At 71.8% G+C, this 26,263-nt stretch carries 27 protein-coding genes; 20 read left to right on the top strand and 7 right to left on the bottom strand.

The window, feature by feature from the left end:
* Window positions 1-27: 27 nt before the first annotated feature.
* From AMO33_RS15920 to AMO33_RS15900, 5 genes are all read left to right on the top strand, one after another.
* A complete protein-coding gene (locus tag AMO33_RS15920; protein ID WP_261307334.1) occupies window positions 28-1,416 on the top strand; it encodes a hypothetical protein in 1,389 nt (462 codons plus the stop codon).
* Between the two features lie 153 nt (window positions 1,417-1,569).
* Window positions 1,570-2,013 (top strand): 50S ribosomal protein L13, encoded by a 444-nt coding sequence (gene rplM / locus AMO33_RS15915; RefSeq protein WP_011207396.1) that lies wholly within the window; start codon window positions 1,570-1,572, stop codon window positions 2,011-2,013.
* A gap of 47 nt (window positions 2,014-2,060) precedes the next feature.
* Complete coding sequence (rpsI, locus tag AMO33_RS15910; RefSeq protein WP_371392074.1) at window positions 2,061-2,513, top strand: 30S ribosomal protein S9; 453 nt, start codon at window positions 2,061-2,063, stop codon at window positions 2,511-2,513.
* 149 nt (window positions 2,514-2,662) lie between these two features.
* Window positions 2,663-4,039: a phosphoglucosamine mutase gene (gene glmM / locus AMO33_RS15905; RefSeq protein WP_011207398.1), complete on the top strand. Its 1,377-nt coding sequence runs from the start codon at window positions 2,663-2,665 to the stop codon at window positions 4,037-4,039.
* A 118-nt stretch (window positions 4,040-4,157) separates the two neighbouring features.
* Complete coding sequence (locus AMO33_RS15900) at window positions 4,158-4,826, top strand: type IV toxin-antitoxin system AbiEi family antitoxin domain-containing protein (protein ID WP_060593090.1); 669 nt, start codon at window positions 4,158-4,160, stop codon at window positions 4,824-4,826.
* A gap of 2 nt (window positions 4,827-4,828) precedes the next feature.
* Here AMO33_RS15900 and AMO33_RS15895 read toward each other — a convergent pair whose 3' ends face one another.
* Window positions 4,829-6,481 carry an ABC-F family ATP-binding cassette domain-containing protein gene (locus AMO33_RS15895; protein ID WP_060593089.1) on the bottom strand — a complete coding sequence of 551 codons (1,653 nt, stop codon included), beginning with the start codon at window positions 6,479-6,481 and terminating at the stop codon, window positions 4,829-4,831.
* A 181-nt stretch (window positions 6,482-6,662) separates the two neighbouring features.
* Between AMO33_RS15895 and AMO33_RS15890 the strand changes: the two genes are divergently transcribed.
* The 5 genes from AMO33_RS15890 to AMO33_RS15870 all read left to right on the top strand — a co-directional run bounded on the left by AMO33_RS15890 (window position 6,663) and on the right by AMO33_RS15870 (window position 10,099).
* Window positions 6,663-6,851, top strand: a complete 189-nt coding sequence (locus AMO33_RS15890) for a PspC domain-containing protein (RefSeq protein ID WP_011207401.1) — start codon at window positions 6,663-6,665, stop codon at window positions 6,849-6,851.
* Between the two features lie 82 nt (window positions 6,852-6,933).
* Entirely contained in the window at window positions 6,934-7,242 is a 309-nt protein-coding gene (locus tag AMO33_RS15885; RefSeq protein ID WP_011207402.1) for a DUF6802 family protein, read from the top strand.
* A 150-nt stretch (window positions 7,243-7,392) separates the two neighbouring features.
* Entirely contained in the window at window positions 7,393-7,728 is a 336-nt protein-coding gene (locus tag AMO33_RS15880) for a hypothetical protein (protein WP_060593088.1), read from the top strand.
* Between the two features lie 29 nt (window positions 7,729-7,757).
* Entirely contained in the window at window positions 7,758-9,545 is a 1,788-nt protein-coding gene (locus AMO33_RS15875; protein ID WP_060593087.1) for a prolipoprotein diacylglyceryl transferase, read from the top strand.
* Window positions 9,542-10,099, top strand: a complete 558-nt coding sequence (locus AMO33_RS15870) for a hypothetical protein (protein WP_060593086.1) — start codon at window positions 9,542-9,544, stop codon at window positions 10,097-10,099. The genes AMO33_RS15875 and AMO33_RS15870 overlap by 4 nt, the downstream gene beginning before the upstream one ends.
* A gap of 31 nt (window positions 10,100-10,130) precedes the next feature.
* On the opposite strand, the gene AMO33_RS15865 is transcribed toward AMO33_RS15870, so the two are convergent.
* The gene (locus tag AMO33_RS15865) at window positions 10,131-10,994 is read right to left on the bottom strand and encodes a poly(ethylene terephthalate) hydrolase family protein (RefSeq protein ID WP_060593085.1); all 864 of its coding nucleotides are present in this window, start codon (window positions 10,992-10,994) and stop codon (window positions 10,131-10,133) included.
* Window positions 10,995-11,030: 36 nt separating this feature from the next.
* Between AMO33_RS15865 and glmS the strand changes: the two genes are divergently transcribed.
* A complete protein-coding gene (glmS, locus tag AMO33_RS15860; RefSeq protein WP_060593084.1) occupies window positions 11,031-12,911 on the top strand; it encodes a glutamine--fructose-6-phosphate transaminase (isomerizing) in 1,881 nt (626 codons plus the stop codon).
* Window positions 12,912-12,914: 3 nt separating this feature from the next.
* On the opposite strand, the gene AMO33_RS15855 is transcribed toward glmS, so the two are convergent.
* Window positions 12,915-13,334 carry a cupredoxin domain-containing protein gene (locus AMO33_RS15855; protein ID WP_011207407.1) on the bottom strand — a complete coding sequence of 140 codons (420 nt, stop codon included), beginning with the start codon at window positions 13,332-13,334 and terminating at the stop codon, window positions 12,915-12,917.
* Window positions 13,335-13,437: 103 nt separating this feature from the next.
* Between AMO33_RS15855 and AMO33_RS15850 the strand changes: the two genes are divergently transcribed.
* From AMO33_RS15850 to tsaD, 7 genes are all read left to right on the top strand, one after another.
* Window positions 13,438-14,901 (top strand): NAD(P)H-hydrate dehydratase, encoded by a 1,464-nt coding sequence (locus tag AMO33_RS15850; RefSeq protein WP_060593083.1) that lies wholly within the window; start codon window positions 13,438-13,440, stop codon window positions 14,899-14,901.
* A gap of 251 nt (window positions 14,902-15,152) precedes the next feature.
* A complete protein-coding gene (gene alr, locus AMO33_RS15845) occupies window positions 15,153-16,355 on the top strand; it encodes an alanine racemase (RefSeq protein WP_220276121.1) in 1,203 nt (400 codons plus the stop codon).
* A gap of 1 nt (window position 16,356) precedes the next feature.
* Window positions 16,357-17,439, top strand: coding sequence for an alpha/beta fold hydrolase (locus AMO33_RS15840; RefSeq protein ID WP_060593521.1), 1,083 nt, complete (start codon window positions 16,357-16,359; stop codon window positions 17,437-17,439).
* A 116-nt stretch (window positions 17,440-17,555) separates the two neighbouring features.
* Entirely contained in the window at window positions 17,556-18,053 is a 498-nt protein-coding gene (tsaE, locus tag AMO33_RS15835) for a tRNA (adenosine(37)-N6)-threonylcarbamoyltransferase complex ATPase subunit type 1 TsaE (RefSeq protein WP_011207411.1), read from the top strand.
* 44 nt (window positions 18,054-18,097) lie between these two features.
* Window positions 18,098-18,799 (top strand): tRNA (adenosine(37)-N6)-threonylcarbamoyltransferase complex dimerization subunit type 1 TsaB, encoded by a 702-nt coding sequence (gene tsaB, locus AMO33_RS15830; RefSeq protein WP_060593081.1) that lies wholly within the window; start codon window positions 18,098-18,100, stop codon window positions 18,797-18,799.
* Between the two features lie 47 nt (window positions 18,800-18,846).
* On the top strand, window positions 18,847-19,338 hold the full coding sequence (gene rimI / locus AMO33_RS15825; RefSeq protein ID WP_041560672.1) for a ribosomal protein S18-alanine N-acetyltransferase: 492 nt from the start codon (window positions 18,847-18,849) through the stop codon (window positions 19,336-19,338).
* Window positions 19,335-20,378 (top strand): tRNA (adenosine(37)-N6)-threonylcarbamoyltransferase complex transferase subunit TsaD, encoded by a 1,044-nt coding sequence (tsaD, locus tag AMO33_RS15820; RefSeq protein ID WP_060593080.1) that lies wholly within the window; start codon window positions 19,335-19,337, stop codon window positions 20,376-20,378. The genes rimI and tsaD overlap by 4 nt, the downstream gene beginning before the upstream one ends.
* A gap of 15 nt (window positions 20,379-20,393) precedes the next feature.
* Here tsaD and AMO33_RS15815 read toward each other — a convergent pair whose 3' ends face one another.
* A complete protein-coding gene (locus AMO33_RS15815) occupies window positions 20,394-21,935 on the bottom strand; it encodes an Hsp70 family protein (protein WP_011207415.1) in 1,542 nt (513 codons plus the stop codon).
* 628 nt (window positions 21,936-22,563) lie between these two features.
* On the opposite strand from AMO33_RS15815, the gene groES reads away from it, so the two are divergent.
* Both groES and groL read left to right on the top strand, forming a co-directional pair.
* Window positions 22,564-22,866 (top strand): co-chaperone GroES, encoded by a 303-nt coding sequence (gene groES / locus AMO33_RS15810; RefSeq protein ID WP_011207416.1) that lies wholly within the window; start codon window positions 22,564-22,566, stop codon window positions 22,864-22,866.
* A gap of 149 nt (window positions 22,867-23,015) precedes the next feature.
* Window positions 23,016-24,626, top strand: a complete 1,611-nt coding sequence (gene groL, locus AMO33_RS15805) for a chaperonin GroEL (protein ID WP_011207417.1) — start codon at window positions 23,016-23,018, stop codon at window positions 24,624-24,626.
* 200 nt (window positions 24,627-24,826) lie between these two features.
* Here groL and AMO33_RS15800 read toward each other — a convergent pair whose 3' ends face one another.
* The 3 genes from AMO33_RS15800 to AMO33_RS15790 form a co-directional block, all read right to left on the bottom strand.
* Entirely contained in the window at window positions 24,827-25,078 is a 252-nt protein-coding gene (locus AMO33_RS15800) for an RskA family anti-sigma factor (protein WP_011207418.1), read from the bottom strand.
* A 1-nt stretch (window position 25,079) separates the two neighbouring features.
* Window positions 25,080-25,655 (bottom strand): sigma-70 family RNA polymerase sigma factor, encoded by a 576-nt coding sequence (locus tag AMO33_RS15795; protein ID WP_011207419.1) that lies wholly within the window; start codon window positions 25,653-25,655, stop codon window positions 25,080-25,082.
* Window positions 25,656-25,916: 261 nt separating this feature from the next.
* Entirely contained in the window at window positions 25,917-26,210 is a 294-nt protein-coding gene (locus tag AMO33_RS15790; protein ID WP_041559855.1) for a WhiB family transcriptional regulator, read from the bottom strand.
* Between the last annotated feature and the right edge of the window lie 53 nt (window positions 26,211-26,263).

Below are 26,263 nucleotides of genomic sequence, written 5' to 3'. Positions count from 1 at the left end.
GTACATCTCGGGTGGGATGTGGTGTCCGTGGCTGCGGGTGGTGGCGGCACCCCGATCCGCCCGGTGAAGGTGGAGGGTACCTACACACCGCCCGCGTATCTGCTGGCCGACGCGGCGGGCAGGCTGCACACCGCGGGGGCGGAGCGGCAGCGGCGCGATCTCGGGATGGCGATCGCCGACGTGCGCGACATCCTCGGCTATCCGCAGATCGTCGTCGCGGGCGCGACCTGGCCCGCCGAACTGGTGTTCCACGCCAGGATGTACCACCCGCTGGCCGCCATCGGCGGTTATCTGCGCGGCAAGCCGGACGTGGTGGCGCTGCCCTTCCCGGACGGCTGGCCCGACGAGAAGGTCGAGCTCTACGCCGAGCTGGTGGAGAAGCTCGACATCGCGGTGGAGCCGCTGCCGGAGAGCGTCGCGCTGTCCGGCTATGTCCGGGCGATCGGCCTGGTCCGCCCGCCGGACGAACGCGACCCGCGCGGTGTCGGTGCCACCGGTGTGTACTCCGACGGTCGTACGATGCTGGTCGTGGCGGTGCACGGCGACGACGAACAGCCCACCGAATCCATCGAGGTGCCGGTCACGGCGGACGCGATGCGCGATGCCCACTCCGCCGACAACGTGGTGATCGAGGCCATGGCCGCGGCCCGCTCGATCGGCGCGGACACCGCCACCGTGCTGCTCACCGGCAACGTCTGTTTCAACGAGGCGCTGCGGCTGGCCTTCCAGAACCACCTCGGGCACCGCCTGCAGGTGGCCCAGCATCCGATGCACGCGCTGGTGCTCGGCGCCACCCACCTGCTGGTCACCGAGGCGGCCGAGGCCGGTCCGCCCGCGGCGCCGCCGTACCCGCCGCACCAGGCGCCGCGGCCGGCCACCGCGCCGGGTTCGCCGGTCGTCACCTACGGTCCCGGGTACCCGACGGGCTCGCCCGCGGGCGAGGAGCCGACCACCCGGGTCACCCGGCCGGATCCGTCCGGTGGCGTGCCGCCGCACGCGGCCGGGCCGGGCAGCCGGTTCACCCGTCCGCCCGGTCACGGCGACGACCAGACCACGGTGCTGGCGCGGCCGCACGCGGCGCAGGGCACCGGCGCCGCGGGCACGGTCTGGTCGAAGATGAAGGACAATTTCTTCGGCGCCCCCGCCGTGATCGGCGCGGTGGCCCTGGCCGTGGTCGCCCTGCCCGGCGACGCCGGGGCACCCCCGGCGTCCGGCACGGAGGCGGCGGCCGTCGACCGGGTCGTGCGCACCTGCGGGACCACGCCGCGGGTCGAGCAGCAGCGGCAGGGCATCGCCACCGTCCGGGACGGCACGACCACCGAGCCCGACTGCACCCAGCCGAACATGGACACGCTGCGCTACGTCGTGCCTGGCCCGCCCGGCGCCGTCGATCCCGGCCCTCCGGTCGAGATCTAGGGCCCGACCACGCGATTCTTTCCCGGCGATACCCTCCTGGTATCGTGGCTCGTTGGCGTGTGGGCCCTACCGAGGCCCGGGTCTCCACCGGCCGCCGGGAGCACCTCGGCCACACGCTTGGCTGGCAACACCGACGACAGACAGGGAAGCACTGTGCCTACGTACAGCCCCAAGGCGGGTGACGTGACCCGGCAGTGGTACGTCATCGACGCCACTGACGTAGTGCTCGGCCGTCTCGCCGTGCAGGCAGCGAATCTGCTGCGCGGCAAGAACAAGCCGACCTACGCCCCGCACGTCGATGGTGGCGATTTCGTCATCATCATCAACGCCGAGAAGGTCGCGATCAGCGGCAACAAGCGGCAGGACAAGCTCATCCACCACCACTCCGGGCACCCGGGCGGCCTCAAGTCGCGCACTGTCGGTCAGGTGTTGGAGACCCGTCCCGAGCGTCTCGTGGAGAAGGCCGTCAAGGGCATGATCCCCAAGAACAAGCTGGGTAACGCCATCGCGGGCAAGCTCAAGGTCTACGCGGGCCCGAACCATCCGCACGCGGCGCAGCAGCCCGTTCCGTTCGAGATCAAGCAGGTGGCCCAGTGACCGCTCCCGAGGAATTCAACGAGGACTACACCGCCGAGGACGCGGCCGTGGAGGTCGTGGAGGAGGACTACGGCTACGAGGCCGAGCCCGCCACCTACGCCCCGGTCGTCATCGACCGCCCGGTGCAGACCGTCGGCCGTCGCAAGGAGGCCGTCGTGCGCGTGCGCCTGGTGCCCGGCACCGGCCAGTTCGTGCTCAACGGTCGCAGCATCGAGGACTACTTCCCGAACAAGGTGCACCAGCAGCTGGTCAAGTCGCCGCTGGTGACCGTCGAGCGGACCGAGTCCTTCGACATCCACGCCCGCCTGGTCGGCGGCGGCCCGTCGGGTCAGGCCGGCGCCCTGCGCCTGGCCATCGCGCGCGCCCTCATCGAGGTCACCCCGGAGGACCGTCCCGCGCTCAAGCGCGCCGGCTTCCTGACCCGTGACCCGCGTGCCACCGAGCGCAAGAAGTACGGTCTCAAGAAGGCCCGCAAGGCGCCTCAGTACTCGAAGCGCTGATTTTCCCCGCGTCGGTTCCGGCGCCCGGCACCCCGGTGGTGCCGGGCGGCGAGTCAGGCGCGGCAGCTGTGCGAGAGCAGGCTTCCAGCATCGCTGGTCGCCTGCTCTCGTGCTGTATATGAACGCATGTCCACCGATAGGGGCGAGGTATGGGACGTTTGTTCGGCACCGACGGTGTGCGCGGGCTTGCCAACGGGTCGTTGAGCCCGGAGCTGGCGCTGCGTGTGTCGGGTGCGGCCGCACAGGTGCTCGGCCGGGGGAAGACCCGGGCGCTGGCGCTGGTCGGCCGTGATCCGCGCGCGTCGGGGGAGATGCTGGAGGCCGCGGTCACGGCCGGGCTCACGGCCGCCGGGGTGAACGTGCTGTCGGTCGGTGTGCTGCCCACACCCGCGGTCGCCTACCTCACCGGCCTGTACGACGCGTGCCTCGGCGTGATGATCTCCGCCTCGCACAATCCCATGCCGGACAACGGAATCAAGATCTTCGCCGCGGGCGGGCACAAGCTCGACGACGCCGTCGAGGACCGCATCGAAGCGCTGGTCGCCGCCGACGACCCGGTCCGCCCGACCGGCGCGGGCATCGGCCGCGTGCTCAACGCCTCCGGTGCGCGCGACCACGGCCTGCACATTCCCGACCAGTACAGCGTCGAGGGCACGCACGAGCGCTACGTCGAGCACTTGGTCGAGGCCACCGGCCGGGATCTGAGCGGGCTGACCGTCGTGGTCGACTGCGCCAACGGCGCCGCCGCCGAGGTCGGGCCCGCCGCCTACCGGGAGGCAGGCGCCACGGTCATCGCCATCAACGCCGAACCCGACGGGCTCAACATCAACGACGGCTGCGGCTCCACGCACCTCGACCAGGTGCGCCGGGCGGTCGTGGAGCACGGTGCCGACCTGGGCCTGGCTCACGACGGTGACGCCGACCGCTGCCTGGCGGTGGCCGCCGACGGCAGCGTCGTCGACGGCGACGCCATCCTCGCCGTGCTGGCGATCGCGATGAAGGAGTCCGGCGAACTCGCCCAGGACACCCTGGTCGCCACCGTCATGAGCAATCTGGGGCTGCATCTGGCCATGCGGGCGGCCGGAATCGCCGTGCGCACCACCGCGGTCGGCGACCGCTACGTGCTCGAGGAACTGCGCGCGGGCGGCTACACCCTCGGCGGCGAACAGTCCGGGCACGTCGTGTTCCCCAAGTACGGCACCACCGGTGACGGCGTGCTGACCGGGCTCAAGCTGATGGCGCGGATGGCGCAGACCGGGCGATCGCTGGCCGATCTGGCCGGTGTGCTGACCACCGTCCCGCAGGTACTGGTGAACGTGCCGGTGAGCGACAAGGCGGCCGTCGCCGCGGCCCCGGATGTGCGCGAGGCCGTGGCCGACGCCGAGCGCGAACTCGGTGACTCGGGCCGGATCCTGTTGCGCCCCAGTGGAACCGAGCAGCTGGTCCGGGTGATGGTGGAGGCCACCGACCCGGTGAAGGCCGAGCAGTTGGCCGCCGATCTGGCGAAGCTGGTCGCCTCTCTGTAGCAGCGGCGGTGGTGCCCGCCCGCCGCGGTTGTCCACAGCGGCGGGCTTGTCAACAGACCTGCTGTCCGCGCAGGTCGGCGGAGGTGCCGTCGGCCCGCGCCCGGCCATCCTCGAACCCATGAAACCGGGATTGGCGCAGGTGCGCGACAAGCAGTTCGGGGTGTTCACCGGCTGGCAGGTGTTGTGCGAGTACAGCCGAGCGGAGATGCGGGAGCAGATCGACCGCGGCGTCTGGGTTCGGGTGTTCCGCGGGGTCTACCGGGAGGCGGACTCGCCGCCGACCGCCCGGCTACGGCTGGAGGCCGCGCGGTTGTTCCTCGGCGTGCCCGCGCTGGTGGCCGCCTACGGCACGGCGGCGCAACTGCACGGGTTTCCGGTGCGCGCCGATCACGTCACCCACGTCCTCGGTGCGCATCCGGCGCGCTACGCCCGCTTGATCGTCCACGCCGATCCGATCGACGCGCGCGCCCTGGAGACGATCCAGGGCGCGGTCGTCACCGGCGCCGCCCGCACCGCCGTCGATGTGGCCCGCACGGCGAGCCGTGCGGAGGGACTGGCGGTGATCGAAGCGGCCATGCGCGAGGGGGTTTCGCACACGGCGCTGGTCGTGGAGTGGGACGCCCAGCGTGGCAGGCGCGGCCGCGGGCAGGCGGACGAACTGATCGACGCGGCACGGGCCGGGGCGGTGTGCAACCCGGCAGACGGTAGCGGCCGCCCGCGAGCCGCCTGCGCGGGTGGTGCACACCGGGCACGGCGGAGCTCCGTGTCGGCGAACGGTTCGCGGTGAGGTCAGTCCTCGCGCAGCAGTCCGTCGCGCAGGTGCCAGCGGCGGGTCGCCCGGACCGAGTCGAGCATCCGGCGGTCGTGGGTCACCAGCAGCAGCGTGCCGGTGAAGGAGTCGACGGCCTGTTCGAGTTGCTCGATGGCGGGGAGGTCGAGGTGGTTGGTGGGTTCGTCCAGGACCAGCAGGTTCACCCCGCGCGCCTGCAACAGTGCCAGGGCGGCGCGGGTGCGTTCACCGGGGGAGAGCGTGTCGCAGGCGCGCAACACGTGCGGGCCGCGCAGGCCGAATTTGGCCAGCAGCGTGCGGATCTCCGCGTCCGGCCAGTCCGGCATCTCGCGGCCGAACCGCTCGGCCAGCGGTGTTGTGCCGCGGAAGAGGCCGCGGGCCTGGTCCACCTCGCCGATCTCGACGCCCGAGCCGAGCGCGGCCGATCCGCTGTCCGGTGCGATCCGGCCGAGGAGCATGCCCAGCAGGGTCGACTTGCCCGCGCCGTTGGCACCGGTGAGCACGATCCGATCGGCCCAGTCGATCTGCGTGGTCACCGGGCCGAGCCGGAAATCGCCGCGGGTCACCACCGCGTCGGTCGCGGTGGCGACGACGGCGCCACTGCGCGGCGCGGCGGCGATCGTCATCCGCAGCTCCCACTCCTTGCGCGGCTCCTCGACCACCTCGAGACGCTCGATGCGCCGTTGCGTCTGGCGCGCCTTGGCGGCTTGCTTCTCGGTCGCCTCGGCACGCATCTTGCGCCCGGCCTTGTCCGAGTCCAGCTTTCGCGGATCGCGGGCCTTGCGGCGAGCGTTGCGCACCCCGTGCTCGAGCCAGTTGCGCTGCATCTGCGCCCTGGCCTCCAGGGCGGCCCTGGTGTCGGCGTACTCCTCGAACGCCTCGCGCGCGTGCCGTCGCGCGATCTCCCGCTCGGCGAGATAGGCCTCGTACCCGCCGTCGTAGAGTCCCACCTGCTGCTGGGCCAGATCCAGCTCCACGATCCGGTTCACGGTGCGGGCGAGGAATTCTCGGTCGTGGCTGATCACCACCAGCGGTACCCGCACGCCGCGCACGAAGTCCTCGAGCCGGGCCAGGCCGTCCAGGTCCAGGTCGTTGGTGGGCTCGTCGAGCAGCAGGATGTCGTAGCGGGACAGCAACACCGAAGCGAGCCCGGCCCGGGCGGCCTGCCCGCCGGACAGGGCGGTCATCGGGGTGCCGAGGCCGTCGGCCAGCGACTCGGCGAGCCCGAGGTCGGCGGCCACGTCCTGTGCCCGCGCCTCCAGATCGGCGCCGCCCAGCGCGAGCCAGCGTTCCAGCGCGGGGGAGTATTCGTCCGGTCCGCCCTCGGCCAGGCGCTCGGCGGCGGCATCCATCGCGCGCTGCGCCGCGGTCACACCGGTGCGGCGGCCCAGGAAATCCAGCACGGTCTCGCCCGGCACCCGTTCCGGCTCCTGCGCCAGGTACCCGACCGTCGCGTCCGGCGGACTCAGCGTGATGGTTCCGGTGGGCGTCTCGCGCGCGGCGAGCATCCGCAACAGCGTCGACTTGCCCGCACCGTTCACGCCGACCAGGCCGATCACATCGCCGGGCGCGATGGTCAGGTCGAGGTCGTCGAACAGCGTTCGTTCCCCGTGTCCGGCGGAGAGGCCGCGCGCGTGCAGAGTGGTGCTCACGGGGTCGAGTCTGCCTGGTCGCCGGACCCGCATCCGCGCGGCCCCGGCGACCCGTCCTCCGGGTCGCACCCCGAGTTCGCGCCGCCGGAAATCAGGGTCGGGATGGGTCGGTCGACCGATGCGCGGCACGGCGCGGACGGCGACAGTGGAAGACGTACCGATCGACACGAGAGGGAATCCGATGACCGCACCGACCCGCCGCCTCACTCGCTCCGACGACAAATGGATCGCAGGCGTCTGCGGTGGCATCGCCGAGTACTTCGGCTGGAGCGCAGGCGTCGTCCGACTGTTGTTCGTGCTGTCCTGCCTGCTGCCGGGCCCGCAGTTCCTGCTCTACGCGATCCTGTGGGTGGTCATTCCCAAGCGCTGACCGGCGCGGGGCTGGGGCTGACGCATGGGCGCGGGGATGACAGGATGAGCACATCCCCGCGCCCGCGTTTCGAGGAGGAGCCATGGTCACGTCCGGCGAGTTCGGCGGTCTGGAGCTACCCGGCATCGACACGTCCTCGTCCCTCGGCGGCCTCGGTCCCGTCGAACTCGAACACCCCACCCAGGACATCGACGGCGACGGTCTCCTCGACACCGCCACCACCCGCGGTGAGGACGCCATGCAGGTCTGGACCGACTTCGACCACGACGGCATCGCCGACCACGTCACCGTCGTCGAGAACGACGGCGACTACAGCGCGTGGGAATTCCACCGCCACCCCGATGGAACCTCCGAATGGGTCCGCACGGACCAGGGGAAATTGGGGGAGTGAGGGCGGTCCTCCGCGCGCCGAGACGACGCGGCTCGCCCCGGAGGGCGGGAACCGGATCGCGTCCGAGCGCGTCCAATCCTGTGTGGCCATCACTGGATTCGACGGGGGATTCGTCGGTGGATGCCGGATCCGACAGGAAGGGGTGGAACCGTGAGTTCGCAGAATCTCGGCGTGCAGACCGGTGAGCTGGGCAAGTTCGCGAACGACCTGCGGCTGTCGGCCGGTGTCGTGGGAACCAGCGCGCAACGGGTGTCACAGCACATGTTCGGGGACGGCTCGAACGGGCACGGTCCCGAGGCCGGCCGCAACTACGTGTCGCAGGGCGCGGCGATCCACACCGGTCTCGAGAACGTTGTGCAGTGGCTGGAGAACTGGGGGTCGGCCGGAAAGGCCGTGGCCGACAGTATCGGAGCCGCCACCGTCGTCTACTCCGACACCGACGCGGAGGCGGCGAAGAAGACCCGGCAGCAGACCCAGAACGTGTAGCGCGGTGACGATCCAGGGAAGGAACTGACATGGCGAGCACCACGCTGCCCGACCTCTCCGGTGACAATGTCGACCGGATGCTCGACGACGGCGCCACCGGCCTGCAGTATTTCGCCCAGCTGCACGGTCGCTACACCGAGGCCTTCGGTCACGAGCCGAGCCACTCGCTCGACCGGATCTACGCGCTCTACGACGAGCAGCGGGGCATGGATTTGGACAAGCTCGCCGCGACCGCCGGTGCCTTGGCCACCACGCTCGGCGAGGTCGACGAGCAATGGGACACGCAGAAGGCGTTGTCGGAGCGGCTGCCGACGTTGTGGCAGGGCCAGGCCGCCGAGGCGGCGCAGTACATGTTCGGCCAGCAGGTCACCATGGCCGACGACGACCGGGCCAAGGCCCGCGCAGCCCTCGATGCGATGACGACCGCGATCCCCGCGCTGCGGACGGCCGTGCGCGCGAAGGCCGATCACGTGAAGAAGCTGGTGAGCGGTCAGGTCGAGGTCGGTTCGCTCACCGTCGACGATCTCGACATGCTGATCGCCTGCGCCGCGGGCGGGGTCGGTCGAGCGCTGACCCACGACTTGTCGGATCTGCTGAGCAAGGCGGCCGGAAACGTCCTCAACTACTACGTGGGCGGTCTCGGCCTGTCCTATCTCGGTGGCCGCGTCGTGGCGAGCCGGATACTCGAGCGGGTCTTCAAACCGCACTTCGACGCTCGGCTGCAGAACTACGTCGACATGTGCAAGCTCACCGACGATGCGGTGAAGAGCGCGTACGCGGCCCTCGTCACCGCCGTCGAGGAGCTGGACCGGAACCCCTACCCGCAACCGGCCGCCCAGAACTCGACGCCGAGCACTCCGGGTGACAACACGACCAACCCCGGCACCAACACGACGAATCCGGGCAGCAATACCACCAATCCGGGCACCAATCCGGCGAATCCGGGCAGCAATACGACGAACCCGGGTACCAACACCACCGACCCCGGCAACGACACGAGTACGCCCGGCACGCCCGGCTCGGACGACCCGGGGCAGACGAACCCGGCGGGGACCGCGAATCCGCTGAGCGGTCTGGCCGGGCTGAGCCAGCTCGCCCAACAGCTCTCGCCGCTGGCGACCACGTTGGCCCAGGAGATCCAGACCGGGCTCACGTCGTTGAGCGGGCAGGTGAGCGACGGCATCGACAAGGCCGTGGAGCAGTGGCAGTCGGCGCTGCAGCACGACACCGCGGCCGAGGACGATGCTCCCGGCACCGACGCCGACGATCCCGACGGCGATGCGAAGGAGAAGGGCGTGTCGGCCGAATTCGACCTCGGCGACAAGCACATGGAATTCACGGTGGGACCGGACGGACAGCCGAAGCTGGTGGCGACCGGTCCGGACGGGTCCGTGCAGGAGTACACGCTGGAACTGGACGAGAACGGCCGCCCGGTGATCGTCGAAAGCGGCGCCGGGAACGACGATTCGGACGGCGAGCAGCCGCCCGCCTCGGACCGCCCGTCGGGCGACGAATCGAATCCGCAGCAGCCCGCGGGCCGGCAACCCGCTGAGGCGATGTCGCCGGGAGAACAGCCGGACGCCGGGCAGCCCCCGGCGGCGCAGCCCACGCCGCCCGCCGACGATCCCTCCGCCGAGGAGGGCAGCCCGGCCGGAAACTCGCAACCCGCTCCCGGGGTTCCCGGAGTTCCCTCCGGTGTCCGCCGCGAGGAGGACGGCGAGTACCGGCCGCAGCCGTTGCCCGTCGACGCTCCGGTCGCCGACACCGATCAACCCGCCGATAGTGGTGCCCAACTGGCCGAGGCGGGCCCGCTGTGAACTACGCCGAAGCCATCGAGCGGGAACTCGAGGAATTCCGCCGCCGCGCCGGGCTGCTCGGCCTGGAACTGGACGAGATCGATCAGCGCAGCGGTGCGACGCTGCGCGACATCGCCGTGGAAACCGCGGCGGAGATCCAGCGAGCCCTCGACGAGCAAGCCGAGCGTGAACAGGCCGAGCGTGAACGGGCCGAGCGTGAACAACCGGAGACCGAGCGGGCGGAGTGCGAGCCGATCGGGTCGGCGCGCACGGAGTGGCAGCGCTCCGAGTTCGAGCGGGCCGGGCGTGTGGAGACGGACGGCCGATGGCTCGAGCACGGCTCGCAGGTCCACGGCGCTGCCGGGCCTACCCACCACTCCGGCAGCGATCTGACGGCGGACCGGGCCTTCGGTGAGCCCACCGAGCGGGAGCGGATGGCGGCCGAGTTGCGCGCGCAGCGCGAGGCCATTGCGCGATCGATCGCGGCGCGCCGGGCCACGGATGTGGTGACGCCGATCGACGAGGACGACGATCCGGAGGGGGAGTACTACCGCAGGGAGAGCTGGCTGGTGTAGTCGCGGCCGGCGGGCGGTGCGTGGCGCCGACCTACCCCCGCACCAGCTTGCGGAGGGTGCCGACGGAGAGCTTCGGCTTCTCCTGTTCCTCGTCGCGCGGGGCGTTCGGGTCGACGACGGTGGTGCGCGGGATCTCGGTGTCGGGGTCGGCGAACGGCGCGTAGGTCTTGTCGTCGGTGAGGGTGTGCAGCAGGTAGCCGGTGAGCAGGGCGCGGACGGTGCGGGCGGTCTTGGGTTCGTGCTTGGCCGCGCCGAGGGCGGCCAGCGCGCGGCGGCCTTCGACGAGGCCGTTGTGGGTGGCGCCGTCGACGACGCGCAGGGTGGCCTGGCCGGACCAGGCGGCGGCCAGGGGGAGCGCGTTGGAGCTGACCGAGGAGATGTCGACGGCGCCGGCCAGCAGGAGGGCGGGAATGCCGAGGTCGGCGGCCAGGGGTTCGGCGGCGGGGGCGGTGGGCGCGGGGAAGAGGGCGACCACCGTGCCGACGCGGCGCTGGGCGGCGGCGATGACGGCGGCGCCCGCGCCCATGCCGTGTCCGGCGAGGGCGAGCCGGTCGGGGTGCACCGTGACGGTGCCGTCGCCCAGGCGCACGCCGGTGCAGATGTCGAGGGTGGTGAGCAGGTCGGTCGCCAGGCCGAGGTGTGACGGGATCGGTCCGCGTTCGGTGTCGGGGGCGGCGGTCACGATGCCCCAGGAAGCGAGGTGCTCGAGCAGGCCCCGATAGTGCGACACGCCGGTCAACCAGCTGTGACCGAAGGCGACGGCGGGCAGTCCGCGGCCGGTCTCGGGGGTGTAGACGACCCCGGGCTGGCCCGCGATGCCCAGGTTGCCGCGCAGTACCCGGTGCGGGCCACGGCGGGTCAGGGTGCTCAGAAGCTCTTTCACAGACGCCGACACGACGTGAACGTTATCCGATAAGTACTCTGGGGAGCCATGTGCGGAATCGTTGGCTACGTCGGGTACCGGGACGCGCTCGGCGTCGTCGTTGACGCGTTGCGCCGCATGGAATACCGCGGGTACGACTCCGCCGGGGTGGCGATCCTGGACGGCGCGGGCACCCTCGCGGTGGAGCGCAAGGCCGGTCGGTTGGCGAATCTGGAAGCCGAGCTGGCCGAGTCCGGTGCGGGCGCGTTCGCGGGCACCACCGGCATGGGACACACCCGCTGGGCCACCCACGGCGCGCCGACCGACCGCAACGCGCACCCGCACCGGGACGCAGGCGGCAAGGTCGCCGTGGTGCACAACGGCATCATCGAGAACTTCGCGCCGCTGCGCCGCGAACTCGAGGACGCGGGCATCGAACTGCACAGCGACACCGATACCGAGGTCGCGGTCCACCTGGTCGCGCGCGCCTACGCCGAGGGTCCGACCGCGGGAGACTTCACCGCGAGCGCGCTGGCCGTGCTGCGCCGCCTGGAAGGCGCGTTCACCCTGGTCTTCGTGCACGCCGACCATCCGGACACGATCATCGCCGCCCGCCGCAACACGCCGCTGGTGGTGGGTGTCGGCAAGGGCGAGATGTTCATCGCCTCGGATGTGACGGCGTTCATCGAGCACACCCGGGAAGCCGTCGAGCTCGGCCAGGACCAGGCCGTGGTGATCACGGCCGACAGCTATACCGTTACCGACTTCGCGGGTCGCGGCGACGGTGTGCGCACTCGGCCGTACACCATCGACTGGGACATCGCCGCCGCCGAGAAGGGCGGCCACGACTACTTCATGCTCAAGGAGATCGAGGAGCAGCCCGCGGCGGTCGCGGACACCTTGATCGGGCATTTCACCACCGACGAGGCCGGCGGCCGCATCGTGCTCGACGAGCAGCGGCTGGCCGATCAGGAGCTGCGCGAGTTCGACAAGGTGTTCGTCGTGGCCTGCGGCAGCTCCTACCACGCGGGTCTGCTGGCCAAGTACGCCATCGAGCACTGGACCCGGCTGCCGGTGGAGGTCGAGCTGGCCAGCGAGTTCCGCTATCGCGACCCCGTGCTGGACCGCTCCACCCTGGTGGTGGCGATCTCGCAGTCCGGCGAGACCGCCGACACGCTGGAGGCCGTGCGCCACGCGAAGGAGCAGAAGGCCAGGGTGCTGGCCGTCTGCAACACCAACGGCGCGCAGATCCCGCGCGAATCCGACGCCGTGCTCTACACCCGCACCGGTCCGGAGATCGGGGTCGCCTCGACCAAGGCGTTCCTGGCCCAGGTCGCGGCCAACTACCTGGTCGGCCTGGCGCTCGCGCAGGCCCGCGGCACCAAGTACCCCGACGAGGTGGCCCGCGAGTTCCAGGAACTCGAGGCGATGCCGAAGCTGGTCTCGCGGGTGCTCGAGACCGCGCCGCAGGTACGCGCGATCGCGCGCGAGCTGGCGCACGTGCCGACGGTGCTGTTCCTCGGCCGCCACGTCGGCTACCCGGTGGCGCTGGAGGGTGCGCTCAAGCTCAAGGAATTGGCCTACATGCACGCCGAGGGCTTCGCGGCGGGCGAGCTCAAGCACGGCCCGATCGCGCTGATCGAGGACGGGCTGCCGGTGATCGTGGTGATGCCCTCCCCCAAGGGGCGCGCGGTGCTGCATTCCAAGCTGCTCAGCAACATTCGCGAGATCCAGGCCCGCGGCGCGCGCACGATCGTGATCGCCGAGGAGGGCGACGACACGGTGCGCCCGTTCGCCGACGACCTGATCGAGATCCCGTCGGCGCCGACGCTGTTCCAGCCGCTGCTGTCGACGGTGCCGCTGCAGATCTTCGCCGCCGAGGTGGCCCAGACCCGCGGCTACGACGTCGACAAGCCGCGCAACCTGGCCAAGTCGGTCACCGTCGAATAGCGATTACTCGACGGTGACGCTGCCGCGCATCTGCGGGTGCAGTGTGCACAGGTAGCGGAAGGTGCCGGGCACGGTGAAGGTGTAGCTCCATTCGCCGCTGTCCAGGATCGGGCTGTTGATGCCCATCGCCTTGTCGCCGATGCCCTGCACGGAGTGCGGCGCGCTGTCGGAGAACTTCCAGGTCACGGTGTCGCCGACGCCGACGGTGATGTTCTCGGGGGAGAAGGTCATGTCGTCGACGGTGACCGTGACGCTGGACGGGCCTGCCGGGGCGGAGGTCGCGGGGGCGCTGGTGGTGAGGGCGGAAGTGCTGCTCGGTGCGGACTCCGACGCGTCGGAACCGCATCCGGCCAGCGCGATCGACGCGGTCAGGGCGAGGGCGGCAACGACGCGGGCGGACAGGCCACGGTGCAGGGTCGGCATATTCGTCGAGCGTAGTCGCCGGGCGGGTAATGTCCGGATCCGCGGCTCGCGCGGTGTGGCGGGCCCGACGCAGGGCCCGATCGAATCGTGGAGGCGAGCGCTCATGTCCGGTCGACACGGCTATTTCACCGCCGACGAGGTGCGGGCGGCCGAGGCGGAACTGTTCACCCGGGTGCCTGCCGGTGTGCCGATGCAGCGCGCGGCGCACGGGCTGGCACGGGTGGTGGCGGAGGAACTGCGCGAGCGGACCGGCGGGATCGCGGGACGGGCGGTGACCCTGCTGGTGGGGTCGGGGGACAACGGTGGCGACGCGCTGTGGGCGGGGGCGAAACTGCGGGCGCGCGGGGTGGCGGTGACCGCGGTGCTGCTGGACCCGGATCGAGCCCACCGAGCCGGTCTGGCGGCCTTGCGCCGGGCGGGCGGCCGGGTGCGGACCGACCTCGGGGAGCCGGACCTGGTGGTGGACGGCATCGTCGGCATCTCCGGGCGCGGGCCGTTGCGACCGGCGGCGGCACGTCTGGTCGCCGAGGTGGACGCGCCCATCGTCGCGGCCGATCTGCCCAGCGGCGTCGATCCCGACACCGGCGTGGTGACCGGGCCCGCCGTGCGCGCGGAGGTGACGGTGACGTTCGGCGCGTACAAGCCGGTGCACGTACTGGCCGCCCCGTGGTGTGGGCGAATCGAACTGGTGGACATCGGATTACGGCTGCCCGAGCCGCGGCTGGCCGCGCTCGCGCCCGCGCTGATCGGTGCGGCCTGGCCGGTTCCGGGGCCGGCCGACGACAAGTACACCCAGGGCGTCACCGGGATCTGCGCGGGCAGCGCGACCTATCCCGGCGCGGCGGTGTTGTGCACGGGTGGTGCGGTGGCGGCCACCTCCGGGATGGTCCGCTACGCCGGAACCGGCGCGGAGCAGGTGCTGGCCCGCTTCCCCGAGGTGATCGCGGCGCCGGACGTGCGTGCGAGCGGGCGGGTGCAGGCATGGGTGGTCGGTCCCGGCGCGGGCACCGACGCCGCCGCGCGCGAGCGGCTCGCCGAGATCCTGGCCACCGATCTGCCCGTGGTGGTCGACGCCGACGGGCTGACCCTGCTCGCCCGCGACCCGGACCTGGTGCGCGGACGAGCCGCCGCGACCGTATTGACCCCGCACGCGGGCGAATTCGCGCGGCTCACCGGGCGGCCGGTGGGTGACGACCGGGTCGGCGCGGTACGGGAACTGGCCGAGAGCTGGGGCGTGACCGTCCTGCTGAAGGGCCGCGCGACCCTCGTCGCGCAGCCGGGCAGGCGGGTGTTGGTCAACGAGGCGGGTGGGTCCTGGGCGGCCACCGCCGGTGCGGGTGACGTGTTGTCGGGCGTCATCGGCGCGCTGTTGGCCGCTGGACGGGATCCCGCCTGGTCGGCCGCCGCGGCCGCCCGGGCGCACGCCCTCGCCGCCGCCCTGGCCGCCCACGACCGCGGCCCGGTCGGCGCCCCCGTCTCGGCCTCGCCGCTGCTGCATCAGCTGCCCGCCGCGATCCGTACGCTGCGCGCGCTGGGCGAGGTGGGGGCGGAACCGAATCCGGCATGAGTCCAGCGGTCGCCGGGTGACGCGAGTTCGGTGGGCCGCGATCGCCTCGTCACCGCCCGTCGGAGCGGATCGGGGAGGCACCGGTCGGGCCGATTGCGCGGAGTTGTCTGGTGCATCCCATCCGGTGCGCGCACAGCCCCGGGCCGACCATGTCCCGGCCGGGCCGGGCGCCACCGGTTCGCCTCGCGTCCACCGCCCCCACTTGTGACGTTCCCGACCATCAGCCCAGGTGAGGTCCGAACCCACCCCCGATGACCTGCCTTTTCTTCGGGAACTTGCACAGGTGCCCACAACACTCGGGGCAGCGGGTGGCAGGATCGGGAGACGTGAGTGCCCAAGTGGAGGCCGTGGTCGACCTCGATGCGATTGCCCATAATGTGCGGGTCCTGCGTGAGTACGCGGGCGATGCGGCGATGATGGTCGTCGTCAAGGCGGACGGCTACAACCACGGGGCGGTGGAGGTGGCGCGCACGGCGCTGGCGGCGGGGGCGCGGGAACTGGGCGTGACCACCGTGGCCGAGGCGCTGCGACTGCGCGAGGCGGGGATCACGGCACCGGTGCTGTGCTGGCTGAACACCCTGTCCGCCGATTACGCCGCCGCGGTCGCCGCCGACATCGAGATCGGCGTCTCCGGCACCGAGCAGCTGCGCGCCGTCGCCACCGCGGCCCGCGCCACCGGCCGCACCGCCACCGTGACGCTCAAGGTCGACACCGGACTCAACCGCAACGGCATCGCCGCCGACGAGCTGCCGACCGTGCTCGACCTGCTCGGTGAGCTGGTCGAGGAGAAGACGGTGCGATTGCGCGCGATGTTCTCCCACCTGGCCCACGCCGACGAGCCCAAACACCCGTTCCTCGACGAACAGCGCGACCGCTTCACCGCCGCGGCCGCCGCGGCCACCGCCCGCGGGCTGCGTCCCGAACTGCTGCACCTGGCCAACTCCGCCGCCACCGTGACCCGGCCCGACCTGGCCTTCGACATGGTGCGGCCCGGCATCGCCGTCTACGGCCTGAGCCCCGTGCCCGAACTCGGCGATTTCGGGCTGCGGCCCGCCATGACCTTCCAAGCGCAGGTCGCGCTGGTCAAACGCGTCGCCGAGGGCGAGGGCGTCTCCTACGGCCACCAGTGGATCGCTCCCCGTGACACCACCGTCGCGCTGATACCCGCCGGGTATGCCGACGGCGTGTTCCGGCCGCTCAGCGGCCGCTTCGACGTGTGGCTCGGCGGTGCCCGCCGCCCCAACGTCGGCCGGGTCTGCATGGACCAGTTCGTCGTCGACCTCGGCGACGACGCCGCGGGCGTGGCGGCGGGCGACACCGCCGTGCTGTTCGGCGGTGGGCCCGGCGTGCCGGGTGCCCAGGAGTGGGCCGACCTGCTCGGCACCATCCACTACGAGGTGGTCTGCTCGCCGCGTGGCCGGGCCGTCCGCCGGTACGTCGGAACGGGCCGCTGACGTGCGCGGCCGGATCGGCCGCGGCGGCTTCGCCACGGCTGTCCTCGTCGGCGCGCTCGCCGGTGCCCACGTGGTGCGCAGGCTCGGGCAGTGGGTGCTGCACCTCGATGTGCCCGACGCCTACGTGGCCGAGGACTTCGCCCTGTTCGAAGCCGACGAACCGAGCACCGTCACCGCCACCGACGGCGTGCCGCTCGCGGTGCGCGCCCACGGACCCGAGAACGCCGACGTCACCATGGTTTTCGTGCACGGCTTCTGCAACAGCATGGAGTCGTTCCACTTCCAGCGCCGCGATCTGCCTGCCCGGTGGGGCCCGCGCGTGCGGCTGGTGTTCTTCGACCAGCGCGGCCACGGCCGCTCCGGGACCCCGTCGACGGACAGCTGCACGGTGCCGCAACTGGGCCGCGACGTGGCCGCGGTGCTGGCGGCGGCCGCGCCCAGCGGTCCGGTGGTGCTGGTGGGCCATTCGCTCGGCGGGATGGCGGTGCTCGCCGCCGCGGCACAGTTCCCGGCCCTGTTCGGCAGCCGGGTCGCCGCCGTCGCGCTGCTGTCCACCTCGGCGGCGCAGGTCACCTCCACCGGCATCACCCAGCTGCTGCGCAATCCCGTGATCGACGGCTTCCGCCTCGCCGTCGAGGCCGCACCGGCGCTGGTGCAGGCGGCCAGGACCGCGGGACGGCACGTCATCACCCCGCTGCTGCACGTGACCTCCTTCCACGGCCCGGTCAGCCCGGCGCTGTCGCGCTTCACCGCGCGCATGATCGACCGCACCCCGGTCGAGACGATCGTGAAATTCCTGGAAGCCATTCGTGTGCACGACGAATCGGCGGCGCTGCCCACCCTGGCCCAGCTGCCCGTGCTGGTACTCGGCGGCACCCGCGACGTGGTGATGCCGTTCCGCAATTCCGAGGCGCTGGCGCGCGAACTGCCCGACAACGAGCTGGTGCTGCTGCCCGGCGCCGCCCACATGCCGCACCTGCAATACCCGGACCTGGTGAACGACGCGCTGCACCGGCTGATGGTGCGGGCGGGCGTGTTCCGGCGCGATCGGTCCCGCCGCGACGGCCGGACCGGGTCGGCCTGAGTGTTCCGGCCGGGGCGGTCGAGTCCGCGCGGCGCTGCGCCGGCCGCCGTCCCGCCCCGCGCGGCCCGGTCGGCCCCGCGGGTACGCTGGCCGCGGCCGGAAGGCGAACCCGGAAGGTGAACGAGGACGAAAGGACGGTCGTGGCCAAGCACCAGCGCACCCTGCCCACCGTCGCCGACACCGAGGCGCTCGGCCGGGAACTCGCCGCGCAGCTGGCGGCGGGTGATCTGGTGGTGCTCGACGGACCGCTCGGTGCGGGCAAGACGGCGCTGACGCGCGGCATCGCCGCCGGGCTCGGCGTGCAGGGCCGGGTCAGCTCACCGACGTTCATCATCGCCCGCCAGCACCGGGCCGGGCCGCGCGACGGCGCGCCGCCGGTGCCGATGGTGCACGTGGACGCCTATCGGCTCGGCGGCGATCTGGACGAGCTGGACGCGCTGGACCTGGACACCGATCTGCATCAGGCGGTCGTGGTGGTCGAGTGGGGGCGCGGGGTGGTCGAGCATCTGACCGACCGGCACCTGTGGGTGCGGCTCACCAGGGAACCCGATTCGGAGGTGCGAACCGCCGTGTGGGAGTGGGTGGACCGGCAGCCGTCGCCGCCGAGCCGGTAGCTGCGCGAAGGGGTCGGCTACCACCCGGTATCGTGGGGGCAATCATGCTTGTACTAGCCGTCGACACCGCGACCCCCGCCGTTACCGCGGGACTGGTGGAACTGGAACAGGCCGCGGACGGCTCGGCCACCGCGGCCCGGCTGTGCACCATCGCCGCGCGGGTCCGGGTCGATCCCCGCGCCCACGCCGAGGTCCTCACCCCGCAGATCCTCGAATGCCTCGCCGAGGCAGGACGTTCCAGGACCGACCTGGCCGCGGTGGTCGCGGGCATCGGGCCCGGTCCGTTCACCGGGCTGCGGGTGGGCATGGCGACGGCGGCGGCCTTCGGTGAAGCGCTCGGCCTGCCGGTACACGGGGTGTGCAGCCTCGACGCCATCGCGGCGGACGTGACCACCGCCGCCGACCTCCCCGCCGGGGGTGAGCTGCTGGTGGTCACCGATGCCCGTCGCCGCGAAGTCTATTGGGCCCGCTACCGTGACGGAGTTCGCATCGCGGGCCCGGGTGTGATCAAGCCCGCCGAGCTGGATACCGCCGGTGCCACCTCGGTGGCCGGATCCGCTTCGCACGTCGACTACTTCGATCTCCCCGTGGTCCCGGTCGAGACGCCCTCGCCTGCCGGCCTGGTCCGGGTCGCGGCCGCGGACCTGCTCGCCGGCGTGGCACCCGAACCGCTGGTCCCGCTGTACCTGCGCCGACCCGACGCCGTGGAGAACGCCTACCGCTCGCTCGACCGGACGGGGGCGTGACGGTGGCCGAATCGAGTGTCCGCGCCGCGGGCTTCCACATCGAGCCGATGACCGTCACCGACATCGAGCGCTGCGTCGAACTCGAGCACCTGCTCTTCCCCGAGGACGATCCCTGGCAGGCGGTCGCCTTCCACTCCGAGCTGGCCGGACCGCACAACCGCTACATCACCGCCCGCGACGCCGACGGAAGGATGGTCGGGTACGCGGGGATCGCGCTGCTCGGTGACGACGAGCACCCCGAAGCCGAGGTGCACACCATCGGCGTCGACCCCGACTACCACCGCGCGGGCATCGGCACCCTGCTGCTGGAGGCGTTGCTCGCCGAGGCGGGCAAACGGGGCGGCCCGGTGTTCCTCGAGGTGCGCACCGACAACGCGCCCGCCATCGCGCTGTACGCCAAGCACGGATTCCACATCATCGGGCTGCGCAAGAACTACTACCACCCCAGCGGCGCCGACGCCTACACCATGCGCAGGCCGGAACTGACCGCGCAGGGCCGCGAATGGCGCGCGAACCAGACCGACGAGGTGCTGTCGTGATCGTCATGGGCATCGAATCCTCCTGCGACGAGACGGGAGTGGGCATCGTCCGGTGGCGTCCGGACGGCACCTGTGAACTGCTCGCCGACGAGGTCGCCTCCAGCGTCGACCAGCACGCCCGGTTCGGCGGGGTGGTGCCGGAGATCGCCTCGCGCGCCCACCTCGAGGCGATCGTGCCCGCCATGCGACGCGCGCTCTCCGCGGCGGGCATCGCCAAGCCGGATGCGCTGGCCGTCACCATCGGGCCGGGGCTGGCGGGTGCGCTGCTGGTCGGTGTCGCCGCCGCGAAAGCCTATGCGGCGGCGTGGGATGTGCCGTTCTACGCGCTGAATCACCTCGGCGGGCACGTGGCCGTCGACACCCTCGAGCACGGGCCGATGCCGCCGTGCGTGGCGCTGCTCGTCTCCGGCGGGCACACCCATCTGCTGCACGTGACCGATCTGGCCGCGCCCATCGTCGAATTGGGCAGCACCGTCGACGACGCGGCGGGCGAGGCCTTCGACAAGGTCGCCCGGCTGCTCGGACTCGGCTTCCCCGGCGGCCCCGCGCTCGATGCCGCGGCCCGCGACGGCGACCCGCACGCGATCGCCTTCCCGCGCGGCATGACCGGGCCGCGCGACCCGCGCTACGACTTCTCCTTCTCCGGCCTCAAGACCGCGGTCGCTCGCCACGTGGAGGCCGCCCAGCGCGCCGGCGTCGCCACCGCCGACCTGCCGATCCCCGACATCGCCGCGTCCTTCCAGGAGGCGGTGGCCGACGTGCTGACCATGAAGGCCGTCCGCGCGGCCCAGGACGTGGGGGTGGACACCCTGGTGCTCGGCGGCGGCGCGACGGCCAACTCCCGCATCCGCTCGCTGGCTGAGGAACGCTGCGCGGCAGCGGGTTTGACGCTGCGGGTGCCCAAGCCGCGGCTGTGCACCGACAACGGCGTGATGATCGCGGCGCTGGGGGCCCATGTCATCGCGGGTGGGGCACGGCCCTCGCCGCTGACGGTGGCCAGCGATCCCGGGCTGCCGGTGTCGGTCAGCCAGATCGCCTGAGCGCGTTCGTCTCGACTATTCGGTGTTCCCGCTTGCGGAGCCGGAACCGGCGCGCGGGAACGGGACTCGGGACTGCGCCGGAGCCTGTGTGGGCGTCGGCGCCGTGGTCGAGGGCGACGTGGTGACGGGCGGGCTGCCCGCGTCCGGCTGCTCCGACAGCGGCGGCTCGGAATTCTGCTCCTGCGGGGCGTTGCGATCCAGCAGCGGGCCGAGGAGTTCGGGGAACGGGATCGGCGGCAGGTTCGGATCCGGGCGCAGCGTCGGCGTGGTCGACGGCGCGGTGGTGGGAGCGACCGGGGACCCGGTGGTGCTCGGCACGCCGGTGCGCTCGGTGGTGGTGGGCGCGGCCGAGGTGGGCGGCGCCAGGGTGGTGATGCCGCCCGCGGTGGGAGCCGGAGCGGTGGTCGGCACGACCGCGACGGGCGCGCCCGGCAGCCGGGTACCGCTCGTGGTACCCGCGGGGGAGACCTCGTCGTCGGCGGTGGGGGCCAGGGTCTTCACGCCGTAGCCGATGATCAGCCCGACCACCACGACGGCGCCGACGAGAGTGCCCGCGACCTTGGTGAAGGTGCTCACCGAGGATTCCGCGCCCATCGCGCCGACCGGGAGCGTGGCGGGCTGGGCGGCATCGGCCACCAGCGCCGCGCCCTTGGCGATCACGGCCTCGGGATCGTCGACCGTCAGCACCGGGACGTCGAGGCTGCGGCGCAGCGTCTCGACCACCGCGGGGATGTTGGCGCCGCCACCGATGACGGCGACCGCCTCCGGTGCGCGCGGCGACCGGGCGAAGGCCCCGGACACGTACGCGGCGGTGTCGGCGAGCAGGTCGGCGATGAGGACCTCGAAATCGGACCTGGTGAGCTTGAGCGGCTGCCCGGCCACGTGGTCGATGGTGACGGCGGGCGCGATCGACAGATGCTCCTTGGCGGCCCGGCCGCGATTGACCAGCATCGCGCGATTCGGGCGGGTGCCGCGGCGGGCGAAGTGCAGGTCGACCAGGTGGTGGTAGATGAGGTCGTCGATGGCGTTGCCGCTGATGGCGTGGGTGCGCTGGGTGTGCAGCAGGGTGCCGTCGGCCTGCTCGGCCACCGAGACGCTCAGGCCGGTGGCGCCGAGGTCGACCACGGCAACGGTGCCGTAGCGGTCGGTGAGGCCGGTGTGGCGCAGGTAGGTCAGCGCCGCGGTGGCCTCGTGGACCAGCTCGAGCTCGCGCTGCCTGCCGGTCGCCGAGCGGATCACCTGCGCCTGTTCCCGGCTGCGGTAGGCGACGGCGACACTGGTCGGCGGTTTGCTCGCGGCGGCCTGGAGGCCGAGACCGCCCTCGCCGCCGACGCCGATCGGGTGGGCGGGCCACGCGACGTCGTGCGGTACCTGCCGGGCGGGCAGCTGGGTGGTCATCAGGTCGATGGAGGATGCGACCAGATCGCCGATGTCGGAATGGGCGGCGTCGGCCGAGACGACGCGGTAGTCGAAGCTCTGGGCGCCGTTGGGCGCGGTGGCGACGAGCGCCGAGCAGACGACCTCGTTCCCGGCGGAGATGCCGAGAGACGTTCGCATGGTTCACCTCCCTTCGAGCGGATGGTCGCGGTGCGGCCGACCATCGGCGAATGGATTGCCGGAGCACCGCTGGTCGGCGACGTTCCGGACGCGTGGTCCGGCCGACCCGCCGACCGGTGGGTCGGACGGTCGACCCGGGGATCACGTGTGTACTTGCCCTGGTGAAGCTGGTGGTGCGCAACGTCTCGTGACGAAGTACCGGTCTTCTCGTGATGCCCGGACCGCGCACGAGGCGCCGACCCGTGACGGACACCGGGAGCCGTGGTGCGGGCAGCCGTGGTGCGACCGTCGCCAATACTGTCACAATCCGTTATCCGAACGTTACAGTTTCCGCGATCCGAAGGGAAGTCCCGGCGGGTTTCGTCATGAACCCTGAACAGTGTTGGCACCGCCCGCCCTTGAGCGCTGGCACTCTCGTGTATAGAGTGCTAGTGACACTGGTGAAACGCGGCGGCCGGGCCTTCACCCGCCCTCGCGCAGCGCCGGTGTCGACGCAGTTGTGACTACTGAGCAGGGGTCCCGGCACCCGCGACGACGGGGCTATGCGCAGGGTCAGCACCGTGACCGAACCGATGGTCCGGGACAACAGTCCCGGACGACCGTATCCCCTGAAAGTGGAGGGCTCAACGTGGCGAGCGTGAACATCAAGCCGCTCGAGGACAAGATCCTCGTCCAGGCCAACGAGGCCGAGACGACGACGGCCTCCGGCCTGGTCATCCCGGACACGGCGAAGGAGAAGCCGCAGGAAGGCACCGTCGTCGCCGTCGGCCCCGGCCGGTGGGACGAGGACGGCGAGAAGCGCATCCCGCTCGACGTCCAGGAAGGTGACACCGTCATCTACAGCAAGTACGGCGGCACCGAGATCAAGTACCAGGGTGAGGAGTACCTGATCCTCTCCGCGCGCGACGTGCTGGCTGTCGTCGGCAAGTGACCGCGCTCGGCGCCGCCTGCTCCGGCGCGCGCCGCCCGGCTCCGTCCGGGATCGAGTCGTAGCGACGTGCCCCGGTTCCCCTCCCACGGGGCCGGGGCACCGTCGTTTCGGGCTCCTCCTCTCCGGCCCCCATCCAAGGAAAAGGACTCATGGCAAAGCAGATCGAGTTCGACGAAAAAGCTCGCCGGGCTCTCGAACGCGGCGTCGACAAGCTCGCCGACGCGGTGAAGGTCACGCTCGGGCCGCGCGGCCGTCACGTGGTGCTCGCCAAGGCGTTCGGCGGACCGACCGTCACCAACGACGGCGTCACCATCGCGCGTGACATCGACCTCGAGGATCCGTTCGAGAACCTCGGCGCCCAGCTGGTCAAGAGCGTCGCCACCAAGACCAACGACGTCGCGGGCGACGGCACCACCACCGCCACCGTACTGGCGCAGGCGCTGGTGCGCGGCGGCCTGAAGAACGTCGCGGCGGGCGCCAACCCGATCGCCGTCGGCTCGGGCATCGCCAAGGCCGCCGACGCGGTCTCCGAGGCGCTGCTGGCCGCGGCCACCCCGGTCTCCGGTGAGCAGGCCATCGCGCAGGTCGCGACGGTGTCCTCGCGCGACGAGGAGATCGGCGAGATGGTCGGCAAGGCGCTGACCACCGTCGGCAAGGACGGCGTGGTCACCGTCGAGGAATCCTCGACGCTGCAGACCGAACTCGTCGTCACCGAGGGCGTGCAGTTCGACAAGGGCTACCTCTCGCCCTACTTCATCACCGACACCGACACCCAGGAAGCGGTGCTGGAGGACGCGTTCGTCCTGCTGCACCGCGAGAAGATCAGCTCGCTGCCGGACCTGCTGCCGCTGCTCGAGAAGATCGCCGAGGCGGGCAAGCCGGTGCTGATCGTCGCCGAGGACGTCGAAGGCGAGGCGCTGTCGACGCTGGTGGTGAACTCCATCCGCAAGACCCTCAAGGCCGTGGCGGTCAAGGCGCCGTTCTTCGGCGACCGCCGCAAGGCGTTCCTCGACGACCTGGCCGTGGTCACCGCGGGCACCGTGGTCAACCCGGACCTGGGTATCACGCTGCGCGAGGCGGGCATCGACGTGCTCGGCAAGGCGCGCCGCGTGGTGGTCACCAAGGACGAGACCACCATCATCGACGGTGCGGGCACCGCCGAGGACATCGCCGCGCGCGCCGCCCAGCTGCGCCGCGAGATCGAGGCGACCGATTCCGACTGGGATCGCGAGAAGCTCGAGGAGCGGCTGGCCAAGCTGGCCGGGGGCGTCGCGGTCATCAAGGTCGGCGCGGCCACCGAGACCGCGCTCAAGGAGCGCAAGTACCGCGTCGAGGACGCGGTGAGCGCGGCCAAGGCGGCCGTCGACGAGGGCATCGTGCCCGGTGGCGGCACCGCCCTGGTGCAGGCGGCCACCAAGCTGGTCGAGCTGCGCGACTCGCTCTCCGGCGACGAGGCGGTCGGCGTCGAGGTCGTCCGCAAGGCGCTGGAGGCGCCGCTGTTCTGGATCGCCAGCAACGCGGGCCTGGACGGCGCCGTGGTGGTCAGCAAGGTGGCCGAGGGCAAGGAGGGCTTCAACGCCGCCACCCTCAGCTACGGCGACCTGCTCACCGACGGTGTCGTCGACCCGGTGAAGGTCACCCGCTCGGCCGTGGTGAACGCCGCGTCCGTGGCGCGCATGGTGCTCACCACCGAGAGCGCCGTGGTCGACAAGCCCGCCGAGGAGGCCGAGGACCACAGCCACCACGGTCACGCGCACTGACCGTACGGCGGTAGCGAGGCCCCCGGGAGATCCCGGGGGCCTTCGTCGTTTCCGCGGGGCGGTCGAGCCCGCGCCGAATCACGATGCGGCTACCGGGCGGGCGCGACGGCGACGCGACTGGGCTGCCCGTGCGCCGGAGACGGTACGGCCGACGGGACGATGGAAACGGCTGGCTCGTGGGGAGATCCGCGGGCGAACGTTCAGGAGGCCACGGGCGGCTGCTCGGCGGCGATCGCGGCCAGCAGCCGGGCGCGCAAGGCGGGTGGCGGCGCGGTGGCGGTCAGCTCCGCCAGCGCGGTGAGCGCGTCGGCGCTCTGCTGTACTTCGGTGTGGAACGCGGCGCGGACCTCGGGGTCCGCGCTGTCGAGCAACTGCTGCACTTCGTCCTGGTCTTCGTCGTCGATCGATCCGAGCGCGACGGCGTGCGCGAGATCGATCCGGCTGTCGGTCATCTCACGTCACCCCCAAACTTTTCTTCAGTCGTGTCAATCCATCCCGTATCCGGGACTTCACGGTCGGCAGCCCGACCCCGAGGTGGGCGGCCACCTCGGCGTAGGTGCGGCCGCCGTAGTAGGCGAGCGAGATGGCTTCGCGTTGGGTGTCGGTCAGCTCGGCCAGGCTCGCGCGCACCGCGTGTTGTTCGGCCCTGCGCTCGACCTCCTCGACCACCTCGTCGAATTCGTTGTCGAGCACCCGCGCGCCGTAGGCCGCCTCCCGGGAGGAGTGCGCCTGCTCGGCCCGCACGCGGTCGACCGCGCGCCGGTGGGCGAGCGTCATCAGCCAGGTCATGGCGGAACCGCGATCGGGGTCGAAACTGGCGGCGGTGCGCCAGATCTGGAGGTAGACCTCCTGGGTGGTCTCCTCCGCGTATCCGGGGTCCTGGAGCACCCGGAGTACCAGACCGAACACGCGCGCGCTGGTCCGGTCGTACAGTTCGGCGAAAGCGTGCTGGTCGGCCCGGCCGCAACGATGCAGGAGTGCGGCCAGCTCGATGCTTTCGGCTGCGCGTGACGCTCCGTTCTGTGTCATCGGCCACCACGCTAGCGCGGTGCTATCACCAGCCCTCCGCTGGGGTGCCCCGGCAAACGCCAAGCGCCCCAGCTACTTTGCGGCAAGTCGCGACACGCCGCGCGCAATGCTGCCTGACGACCCGCGAACCACCGATAGTTGTCGCAAAACTGCCCGGGCCGACAGGGCCTGCGGCGGACCGGACAGGTCCACCGTGGGCGTGTCGGCCCGGGCATCTGCAAGGGATTCGGTGCCCCGCGGGGGCCGGATGGGTCGGCGCGACTACACCGCCATGCGGCGCCGGTTGCGCCGGGCGTGCATCTCGCGTTCGGTCTCGGACATGCCACCCCAGATGCCGTAGGGCTCGCTCACCTTCAGTGCGTGGCTGCGGCACTGCACGAGTACCGGGCAGGTACGGCAGATCTCCTTGGCGCGCATCTCGCGCGCGGTGCGGGCGCGGCCGCGCTCGCCGTCGGGGTGGAAGAACACCGCCGAGTCCACGCCTCGGCAGGAACCGCGCATCTGCCAGTCCCAGACGTCGGCGTTCGGTCCGGGGAGGTGGGTCGGCATGGGCATGGTGAACTCCTCGTGATGCGAGCTCGTCAGCGTTGTCGAGCAGTTTCGTCTCT

Source organism: Nocardia farcinica (assembly GCF_001182745.1).
Lineage (GTDB): Bacteria > Actinomycetota > Actinomycetes > Mycobacteriales > Mycobacteriaceae > Nocardia > Nocardia farcinica.
The sequence above is the reverse complement of the archived record's forward strand: the minus strand, read 5'-3'. Positions and strand labels throughout refer to the sequence as shown.

What these genes read in the sequence shown, in the direction of transcription:
- glmM (WP_011207398.1), top strand. Translation starts at nt 2,663, where the DNA reads ATGGGACGTTTGTTCGGCACCGACGGTGTGCGCGGGCTTGCCAACGGG.
- AMO33_RS15900 (WP_060593090.1), top strand. Translation starts at nt 4,158, where the DNA reads ATGAAACCGGGATTGGCGCAGGTGCGCGACAAGCAGTTCGGGGTGTTC.
- AMO33_RS15890 (WP_011207401.1), top strand. Translation starts at nt 6,663, where the DNA reads ATGACCGCACCGACCCGCCGCCTCACTCGCTCCGACGACAAATGGATC.
- AMO33_RS15885 (WP_011207402.1), top strand. Translation starts at nt 6,934, where the DNA reads ATGGTCACGTCCGGCGAGTTCGGCGGTCTGGAGCTACCCGGCATCGAC.
- AMO33_RS15875 (WP_060593087.1), top strand. Translation starts at nt 7,758, where the DNA reads ATGGCGAGCACCACGCTGCCCGACCTCTCCGGTGACAATGTCGACCGG.
- glmS (WP_060593084.1), top strand. Translation starts at nt 11,031, where the DNA reads ATGTGCGGAATCGTTGGCTACGTCGGGTACCGGGACGCGCTCGGCGTC.
- AMO33_RS15855 (WP_011207407.1), bottom strand. Translation starts at nt 13,334, where the DNA reads ATGCCGACCCTGCACCGTGGCCTGTCCGCCCGCGTCGTTGCCGCCCTC.
- AMO33_RS15850 (WP_060593083.1), top strand. Translation starts at nt 13,438, where the DNA reads ATGTCCGGTCGACACGGCTATTTCACCGCCGACGAGGTGCGGGCGGCC.
- alr (WP_220276121.1), top strand. Translation starts at nt 15,153, where the DNA reads ATGACCTGCCTTTTCTTCGGGAACTTGCACAGGTGCCCACAACACTCG.
- tsaB (WP_060593081.1), top strand. Translation starts at nt 18,098, where the DNA reads ATGCTTGTACTAGCCGTCGACACCGCGACCCCCGCCGTTACCGCGGGA.
- rimI (WP_041560672.1), top strand. Translation starts at nt 18,847, where the DNA reads ATGACCGTCACCGACATCGAGCGCTGCGTCGAACTCGAGCACCTGCTC.
- AMO33_RS15815 (WP_011207415.1), bottom strand. Translation starts at nt 21,935, where the DNA reads ATGCGAACGTCTCTCGGCATCTCCGCCGGGAACGAGGTCGTCTGCTCG.
- groL (WP_011207417.1), top strand. Translation starts at nt 23,016, where the DNA reads ATGGCAAAGCAGATCGAGTTCGACGAAAAAGCTCGCCGGGCTCTCGAA.
- AMO33_RS15800 (WP_011207418.1), bottom strand. Translation starts at nt 25,078, where the DNA reads ATGACCGACAGCCGGATCGATCTCGCGCACGCCGTCGCGCTCGGATCG.
- AMO33_RS15795 (WP_011207419.1), bottom strand. Translation starts at nt 25,655, where the DNA reads ATGACACAGAACGGAGCGTCACGCGCAGCCGAAAGCATCGAGCTGGCC.
- AMO33_RS15790 (WP_041559855.1), bottom strand. Translation starts at nt 26,210, where the DNA reads ATGCCCATGCCGACCCACCTCCCCGGACCGAACGCCGACGTCTGGGAC.